Annotated in this window: 6 protein-coding genes and 1 pseudogene; 3 read left to right on the top strand and 4 right to left on the bottom strand. The window is 69.9% G+C overall.

What is annotated here, in order from left to right:
- Positions 1–737: 737 nt before the first annotated feature.
- Positions 738–1,850 (top strand): annotated as a pseudogene (locus VET29_RS22580) (IS3 family transposase); the annotation flags it as partial.
- Positions 1,851–1,916: 66 nt separating this feature from the next.
- Here VET29_RS22580 and VET29_RS22585 read toward each other — a convergent pair.
- The 4 genes from VET29_RS22585 to VET29_RS22600 form a co-directional block, all read right to left on the bottom strand.
- On the bottom strand, positions 1,917–3,437 hold the full coding sequence (locus VET29_RS22585) for a PH domain-containing protein (RefSeq protein ID WP_324923678.1): 1,521 nt from the start codon (positions 3,435–3,437) through the stop codon (positions 1,917–1,919).
- Positions 3,434–3,928 (bottom strand): PH domain-containing protein, encoded by a 495-nt coding sequence (locus tag VET29_RS22590; protein WP_324923680.1) that lies wholly within the window; start codon positions 3,926–3,928, stop codon positions 3,434–3,436. Before VET29_RS22590 ends, VET29_RS22585 begins: the two co-directional genes overlap by 4 nt.
- A gap of 187 nt (positions 3,929–4,115) precedes the next feature.
- Complete coding sequence (locus VET29_RS22595; RefSeq protein ID WP_324923682.1) at positions 4,116–4,592, bottom strand: nitroreductase/quinone reductase family protein; 477 nt, start codon at positions 4,590–4,592, stop codon at positions 4,116–4,118.
- Entirely contained in the window at positions 4,589–5,368 is a 780-nt protein-coding gene (locus VET29_RS22600; RefSeq protein ID WP_324923685.1) for a glucose 1-dehydrogenase, read from the bottom strand. Before VET29_RS22600 ends, VET29_RS22595 begins: the two co-directional genes overlap by 4 nt.
- A gap of 147 nt (positions 5,369–5,515) precedes the next feature.
- Here VET29_RS22600 and VET29_RS22605 point away from each other — a divergent pair, with 147 nt between their 5' ends.
- A complete protein-coding gene (locus VET29_RS22605; RefSeq protein WP_324923687.1) occupies positions 5,516–6,205 on the top strand; it encodes a TetR/AcrR family transcriptional regulator in 690 nt (229 codons plus the stop codon).
- Between the two features lie 84 nt (positions 6,206–6,289).
- The coding region (locus tag VET29_RS22610) for an oxidoreductase (protein WP_324923689.1) at positions 6,290–7,104 on the top strand (815 nt) is incomplete at its 3' end.

Raw genomic sequence — 7,104 nt, forward strand, 5'->3', positions numbered from 1 at the left:
AATGTACCTGTGACCGCGGTCGACAACCATGGCAATAATTTCACAGCGCTGTCAACGAGATATGGCGCGAACCGCCGCGATCGCGCTACGGGCCGTGTGGCGGCCTCACCATTGCGCAGACGGACCAATGCGAGGTCCGATCGTAGGCAGCACAAAGCAATCCGGGCACGTATGTAACGCCGAGCACCGCCGCGACGAGTCACTGATAGGTGACCTGTTCCTGAACTACGTGACGAACTGTCGGCCGGCAGGTGCTCCGCCGAAAGTTCCGTCAACCGCAATGTCTTGCTGATCCTGTGGCAGGGCAACAACATCGGGTCGTCGACGAGGTGCGTCGCGCCGCCCGCAGCGATGTCCGGGACAACGACATCCAGTCGCGGCCCGCAAGCTCGGCTGACAAACCATCCGAAAAGGACAATTTGACGTTCGGAATGTCCTTTTTGGACGCGACTATCGCGTGCGGTACCAATACTGCCCCCGGCGGCCGGAAACGCACCGATGCGTATTTTGCCGTCATCGAGCCCGATGCTCTCATCCACCGACGCCGCGCAAGTTCTGTTTGCCATACCCCGCAACGGGATCTACCCGGGTATTGCCCTCGGATGCTGAACAAGGGGTCGTGCGGCGCGGTTCACGGGCTCCGCGGCGGCACACGTGCGCGTGGTGATGACTGCCGCCGCGGCGTGGGACGCCAGGCGGTCCGCGTGGCCGCGGAGTTGGTGGATGTGTTGAGCGAGGGGGCGAAGACCGAGACGTTGCGTAACTGGATCCGGCTCGACGACGGACGCCGCGCTGGAACCCACACCGCCGCCGCTGCCGCGACCGCGTCGCGGTTGGGTTCGCCGGAGGACGAGAACGCCGCTCTGCGCAGACGGGTCCGAGAGTTGGAGAAGGAGCGCGACATCCTGCGCAAGGCGGCCAAGTATTTTCGCCGGGGAGACGCGCTGGTGAACCGCTTCCAGTTCGTTGACGATCACCAGCCGTCATGGCGTGAAGCGATTGTGCCAGGTCATCGGCCTCGCCCGGTCCAGCTATTACCACTGGAAGGCCACCGCGCCCGATCGGGCCGTCCGCGCCACCGACGACGCGCGCCTGGCCGCCCGCATTCAGGTGATCCACCGCGAGTCGGCCGGCACCTACGGCGTCCCGCGGATCACCGCCGAACTGCACGACACCGGAGATCGCGTCAACCACAAGCGCGTGACCCGGGTCATGCGCGGTATCGGCCTGACCGGACTGCGGCTGCGCCGCCGGCACCGCACCACCCTCGCCGACCCCACCGCGAACAAGGCCGCCGACCTGCTCGAACGCGAGTTCACGGCCCAAGCGCCGAACACCCGCTACGTCGGCGACATCACCTATCTGCCCATCGCCGACGGCACCTTCTGCTACCTCGCGACCGTGATGGACCTGTGCTCACGCCGTCTGGTCGGCTGGGCCGTGGCCGACCACATGCGCACCGAACTCGTCCTCGACGCCCTGCACGCCGCCCAACGCACGCGGGGCAGCCTGGCCGGGGCGATCTTCCACAACGACCGGTTGAACCCAGGCAATACGGTGCCGGAGCCTTCGCCGACGCCTGCCACGCCGCCGGAGTGACCCGGTCCATGGGCGCGGTCGGCAGCTCCGCGGACAACGCCGCCGCCGAAAGCCTCAACGCCTCCTTCAAACGCGAAACACTACAAGGTGCCCCGAACTGGGGCAGCGCAAGGGAAGCACGCCTGGCCGTGTTCGGCTGGGCGCACCGCTACAACACCCGACGACGCCACTCCCACCTCGGCCAGACATCCCCGATCGACTACGAGAAGAACCTCACCCCGACACCGACTACGCTGACCCACGCCGCATAACCCCGTGTCCAACATCCGGGGTGAAGCCCCGGCGTAGGTTTGGCTGTTCTTGGGCCGGGAGCCGGATCAGTTCTCGTGTTCCAGGAACGGGGTCAGTAGGCCCGGGACGGCTTCCGCCGCGAAGTGGAGGCCCTCGTTCGTGGCCACGTCGTACACCGGGTAGGCGCCCTTGTTCGCCGCGGTGGTGGCGTGGAGGGTGAGGAGGCCGGCTCGGCGTTGGAACGGGGAGCTGGTGATGGTCCAGCCGATCACGCCCGTGCGTTCCAGTGCCGCCGTTCTTCTCGCGCCCACGCCGTGGCGGGTCACCAGGTGGTCCTTTGCCAGGCCGTGGCCCAGATTCCGATACGACTCGACCGCCAGCAACACGGCTACCGGGGTCAGCACCACGGCCGAGATCCACGCCAGGTGCAGCAGCACGTCCGTGAGCAGCCAGCCCAGCACGGCCAGGGCGGCCGCCACCGCCGCCACGCTGTAAAGCGCCCAGCGCACGCGACGCCACAGTGCCGCGCGGGGGTGCCTGATGACCGCCGTCGCGGTGGCGGCCGGTGAGCCGAGTACGTCGGCCGCCACGCGGCGCGCGGTCTCGTACGGCGCGGGCGGCAGGATCGTCTTCGGGTCGGTCTTGTCCTCGTCGGTCTTCTTCGTCATGCCGGTCGCGATCACGTCGACGCGGGCGGCGCCGGCCAGGCGGGCACCGAGTGGCTCGATCACCTCCACGCCGCGCAGCCGGCGGCGCTCCAGCGACAACGACCGTGTGGTCAGCAGGCCCCTGGTCATCACGATGTTGCCGTCCTCGCGGGACAGCCGGTACCGGTACCACATCTCCACGAACAGGCCCAGCGAGCCGATCACGCCGACGGCCACGCCGATCGCCACCAGCACGGCGACCAGGCCCACCACCGACAGGCCGCCGAACAGCTGACGCACCGCGTGGAACACCGCGCCCTGGAGCTTGAACCAGTCGGACACCTGCATCACCGCGCCGAACGCCGCCGCGCCGAGGATCGGCGTCGTGACCGAGATCGGCGCGTACCGGAGCCAGCGCCAGCTCAGCGCGGCGATCTCCGGGCCGCCCGGCGGCGAAGCGACGACGGTGTCGCGGTGCAGCAGCAGCCGGCGCAGCTCCTCGGCCACCGTCTTGTCCACCGGGTCCAGCGTGACGTGGCTGTGCTCGCCGCTCTGCTGGCCCGTCCCGATCGTCACCTTGGCGAGGCCGAACACCCGCTGCAGCGGGTTGGCCGTCATGTCCACCGTCCGCACCCGCTCGCGCGGCACCGACCGCAGCTTGTGCAGCACCCACGCGTAACGCAGCTCCACCCGTTCGTCGGTCACCCGGTAGGTGGTGTACCGCCAGCGCATCAGGTCCACGAGCGCCGCCACGCCCGACACCAGCGCGATGGCGCCCAACGCGACCACACCCGACAGCCAGATCGGCACGTCGCCCGCCATGCCGATGACGATGGGCACCGCGAGGCCCGCCAGGATCCCGGCGATGGTCAGCGCCGTCACCCAGACCGTGCGGGGGTGCAGCTGCCGCCAGCCCTCCTCGGTCCGCGCCGACGCCTGTGCCACCGACGCGACCGTCACGTCGCGTCTCCGCGGTTGGCCTGCGTCACCTCGGTCAGCTTCTGGGCGAGGTCGGCCGCCACCTCGTGGTCGAGGCCCTTGATCTTGAGCGGGCCCGCGGCCGAGGCAGTCGTCACCGTCACGCTCGATAATCGGAACGCCTGCTCGAGTGGCCCCCGTGCGGTGTCGACCGTCTGGATGCGTGACATCGGCGCGATCCGCCACTCCTGCCACAGCCAGCCGGTCCTGGTGTAGACGGCCTCGTCGGTGACCTCCCAGCGGTGCACGCGGTACCGCCACAGCGGCATCACGATCATGTACGGCACGCCGACCAGCAGCGCCACCCCCACCGCGAGCAGCAGCCATGGCCGCGCCGGCTCGATGAGCCACGCGAGCACGCCGAGCACCGCGGCGACCACCACATTGGAGATCGCCTCACCCGTCATCCAGTAACGCACGGCACGGGGGTCCACCCGGTGCCGTGGCGGCCGCAGCCGTATCTGCCCCTCCATGACGGCCAAGGTAGTGAACCGGACGGGGTGGGGCGTCCACCCGAGGTCTGGTTTTCGGGGTCATTCCCTCGGTGGACCAGGCGCATTGGGTTCTCCACCCGCCGTCCCAGCCGCGGCGGTGACACCACGTTCGGGTTCGACCACGCCCCAGCCCCTGGGAGTAGGTGATCCGTCGAGGGATCCGCGGTCACGGCCGATGGCGGAAGCTGATGCGCATCAGCCGGCTGTCGGCCCAGTCCTCGAGCCGGGTCGGCCGGATGGTGCCGGGGTCGTGGGGCTGGTTGAGATCCGCGACGATCTCCGCCAGCACGGCCTGACGTTCAGCTGGGTCGGTGACCGGCGTGGCCCGTGCGGGCAGATCCGCGTGGATCCCATTCTTGAGGTGGAAGGTGAAGGCGGGACTGGCGAGAAGGTTCGCGTGCCAGTCGGTCGCGGCGCCGCCGGCGCCGCTGCACAGATACGTCGCGCCCGCGGCTCGGTAGAAGAAGATCTCGATGCGGCGTGGCCGGCCGGTGCGGCGCCCCAGCGTCGTGATGTCGATGATCCGTTCTCTGGTACCTGCGGCGGGGGTGATCTCGATGGCTCGCCGGAGGTGATCGGGCAGGTGGGACAGGGACGTGTCCCGTTCGGAGTCGTTGGACCCGGTCGTGTCCGGCGTGCTCATGCGGTCACGGCCTGAAGGGCGGGGCCGAGGAGGAGTCCACCGTCGATGACGTACTCCGACCCCGTGATGAACGACGCGTCCGACGACGTGAGGAACAGCAGCAGCCGGGTGACGTCGGCCGGTTCCCCGAGCCGGGGGACGGCGAACGGCTCGGGTGAGTAGAACTCGGCGATCGCCACGGTGGCACCGGCTGCTGGCTCGTGGATGAAGGAGGTCGCGATCACGCCGGGGTGGATGGTGTTCACCCGGATGTGGTCTCGGCCGAGCTCGAGCGCCGCCGTCTGGGTGAGGCCTCGCAGGGCCCACTTGCTGGCGACGTACGGGGCGTAGTGAGCCGCGCCACCCAGGCCCATGGTCGAGGCGATGTTGGCGATGGCTCCCCCTGCCGCGCGGCGCAGTGCGGGGGCCGCGGCCCTGATGCCGAGGAAGGTCCCCGTGAGGTTGACGTCGAGGACGCGCGACCACGTGGCCTGGTCCGTGTCTTCGATCGTCGCGGGCGGGTGCTGCACGCCCGCGTTGTTGACGAGCACGTTCAGGGAGCCGAAGGCGGTCTCGGCGGCCAGCACGGCGGCGGACCACGCGCCCTCGTCGGTGACGTCGAGGCGGGCGAAGCGGGCGCGGGTCCCGAGCTCGTCGGCGAGCGCGGCACCGCGTTCGGCGTCGATGTCGCCGATCACCACGTTCGCTCCCTCCGCGTGAAAGGCACGCACGTGGCTGGCGCCCTGGCCGCCGGTCCCACCGGTCACGAGCACGGTCTGGTTGTCGAAGCGGGACATCAACTGGTCCTTCGTCGGTACGTCGGTGAGTGACCGGGATCGTGAGTGACGAGCGGCGGCCAGTGGTGAGCCGGACGACTCACCATCACCCTGACGCTAGGTCGGCGACAGTGGCGAGTCAAGCCACTCATCTCGTACGCTCGGCCCATGAGCAGGGTCGTGACGACGTATCACCAGCGCGTCGCTCAAGAGAAGCGCGCGCTGATCGTGACGGCCGCCACCGCGCTGTTTCTCGAGTCGGGCTACGACCGGACGTCACTGGCGCGGATCGCCGAGCGCTCGGGTGTGTCGCGGGCCACCTTGTTCAAGCAGTTTCCGAGCAAAGCCGCCCTGTTCGACGCCATCGTGACCGAGTCATGGGCGACCGCCGGCGAGGAGGAGTCGCCGCCCGCGGGCAACCTCGTCGACGGGCTCGGCATCATCGGTCGCCGGTACGCCGAGCTGTTGGGCCGTGCCCAGATGGCCGACCTGTTCAGGATCGTCATCGCCGAGCTGCCGCGGTTCCCCGAGCTGGCCCACGCGCAGTTCTCGCACGGGAAGCTGCCCTACTTCGAGTCCGTACGCGGCTACCTGCTGGCCGAGCGCGAGGCGGGAACGGTGCGGGTCGAGGACGTGGACCTCGCAGCCACCCAGTTCCTGGGCATGATCTCCAACTACGTCTTCTGGCCGACACTCCTGGTGCCGGGCTGGGAGGTCAGCGCCGAACGCGTCACTCAGGTCGTCGACGAGGCCGTCCGCACCATCGCCGCCCGGTACGCCGCGACTGGACCAGGGGCGTCCACCAACGACCGAGTCCCACCGACCGCGACGGAGTCCCACCGCCACCACAGGAGCTGATGCCCGAGCGATCGAGGCCGTCGGCACCAGGCCGGTTTTCGGGGTCATTCCCTCGGTGGACCAGGCGCATTAGGTTCTCCACCCATGAAGCGTGTGCTGATGATCTCCCTGCTGGTCCTGGCCACATTCCTCGTCGCACCACCCGGCGCGAACGCCACCACCCCCACCTGGCAACCGAGCGTCACCGGCAGCCAGGCGCGGCTGCGCGGGCTGTCCGCGGTCAGCCGGCACGTCGCCTGGGCGAGCGGCTCGGGCGGCACGGTGCTCAGAACGGTCGACGGGGGCCGCGGCTGGCAGCAGGTCGCGCCACCGGACACCGCGGCGCTCGACTTCCGCGACGTCGAGGCGTTCGACGCGCGGACGGCTGTCGCGCTGACCGCCGGCCAGGGCACGGACGCCCGGATCTACCGGACGGGCGACGGCGGCCGCACGTGGACGGCGGCGTTCCAGAACGCCGACCCCGCCGCGTTCTACAACTGCCTGGCGTTCTTCGACGCCCGCCACGGCCTCGCGACCGGCGACCCCGTCGACGGCGAGTTCAACGTGCTGTCCACCTCGGACGGCGGCCGTTCCTGGACCCACCTGCGCGGGCCTGCCGCGCTCGCCGGCGAGTACCAGTTCTCCGCGAGCGGTCAGTGCGTGACCGTGTCCGGCCGTCGGGACGCGTGGCTCGCGACGGGCGGCGGGCCGGTCGCACGGGTGCTGCACTCCTCAGACCGTGGTCGGACCTGGACGGCGGCGGAGACCCCACTGGCGAGCAGCGAGAGCGCCGGCGTGTTCGCGGTGGCCTTCCGGGACCCGCGAACGGGCGTCGCGGTCGGCGGCGACTACGCGAACCCGACGGTCGGCACCCACGCCCTGGCCCTGTCCCGCGACGCCGGCCGCACCTGGCGTGAGCC

This window comes from Actinophytocola sp., from assembly GCF_035634895.1.
In the GTDB taxonomy this organism is placed as follows: domain Bacteria; phylum Actinomycetota; class Actinomycetes; order Mycobacteriales; family Pseudonocardiaceae; genus Actinophytocola.